This is a genomic window from Halobacteriovorax sp., from assembly GCF_041587335.1.
Classification (GTDB): domain Bacteria; phylum Bdellovibrionota; class Bacteriovoracia; order Bacteriovoracales; family Bacteriovoracaceae; genus Halobacteriovorax.
On record NZ_JBFGYP010000276.1, the window covers coordinates 1 to 1,601 of the forward strand.

Here is a 1,601-nt window from a genome sequence, read left to right on the forward strand (position 1 = left end):
AAAGGGTGGAACAAAGTTCAAGGCACCAAAGGAAGATGAAAGAGCTCCTCAGGATAATGATACAAACTAATTAACAAACTTCAATTAATTTTGAAGTCACCCCTAACCTCAAAAAAGAAGGCCCAATTTAGATTGGGCCTTTTTTATTAATATTTAAATAAGTTGTTTTATAGCAAACCATTCTCTATATAATTTCTCTCTTTCATCGGGGTGAGAAATAGAGATAAGGGCCTTTGCCCTCTCATTTAACGAGAGACCTCTAAGGTTTGCAATCCCATTCTCAGTAACAATATAGTCAGCATGGGCCCTAGTTGTAACAACTCCTGAACCATACTTTAACCTAGAAACAATCTTAGACTGACCTTTTCGAGTACGGCTGTTAATTGCGATAATTGCTTTTCCATTCTTAGAAAGAAAAGCTCCTCGCATAAAGTCCATTTGTCCACCAACACCAGAAATGATTCTACTACCAATTGAATCAGCGCAAATTTGCCCAGTGAGATCAATCTCAACAGCACTATTAATAGCACATGTCTTATCATTAAGTTTTACATTTGCTGGATTATTAACATAGTCCGAAGTTCTTAGAAGCACATTTTCATTGTCATCAACAAACTCATGTAACTCCTTATCCCCCACTAGAAAGCCTGCAACAGACTTACCAGGCATTATTTGTTTAAACTTATTAGTGATAACACCACTCTTTATTAAGTCCATAGCACCATTAGTCCACATCTCGCTATGTAGTCCAAGATCCTTATGGCCTGTTAAGGACTTTAGAACAGCATTAGGAATATTACCAATACCACATTGGATTGTAGATCTATCTTCGATAAGAGAAGCGATTAACTCACCGATTCGCATCTCATCATCTGTAATCAATTCACATCGTTCAGAATATAGGACCTCATTACTTTCTATAAAGTAATCTATTTCTGTTACGTGCACAGATCCATCTCCGTGAACCCTAGGCATATTTGGATTAATTTGAGCGATAACGACTTTTGCATGATCAACTGCAGACTTAGTGACATCTACTGATGTTCCTAGTGTTACATATCCATGCTTATCAGGAGGCGACACTTGAATGACACAAACATCTATAGGACAATTTCCATTAGCAAATAAAAAAGGGATCTCAGAAAGAAAACAAGGGATATAATCAACAGTCTCAAAATCAAAATGCTTTCTAAGGTTATCGCCTACAAAAAAGCACTTAAATTTTACCTTTCCATTGAGCTTATGAATCTCTTCATCAAGTATTCCATGAGTGTGTAGATGGTATAGAGAAATACCACTCAATCGATCATCTATACATCTCTGTAATAGCTTTTTTACGAAGAGCTTCGGTGTTGCGTCAGCTCCATGAATAAATAGGTTAGACCCATTATCAATGACATCTAAAACATCTTCTAGCGTACTTATCTTCACGACAAACCTCTATATTCATTTTCAAGATAACTATTGAAGTTGGTCCTCTTTAGGAGTATCAACTCTTTCAAAATTAGGAATTACTATATTATCATTGAATTGCGCTTGAGAGAATTCAAGAGGTGCTTCTTCTGTAAAATAACCTTTGAGATATTTAATTTTCTTTAACA

General features: G+C 35.9%; 1 protein-coding gene. It reads right to left on the bottom strand.

What is annotated here, in order from left to right; genetic code table 11:
* Positions 1 to 153: 153 nt before the first annotated feature.
* The gene (locus ABX784_RS17385; protein WP_372656323.1) at positions 154 to 1,431 is read right to left on the bottom strand and encodes an acetyl-CoA hydrolase/transferase family protein; all 1,278 of its coding nucleotides are present in this window, start codon (positions 1,429 to 1,431) and stop codon (positions 154 to 156) included.
* Positions 1,432 to 1,601: the final 170 nt, after the last annotated feature.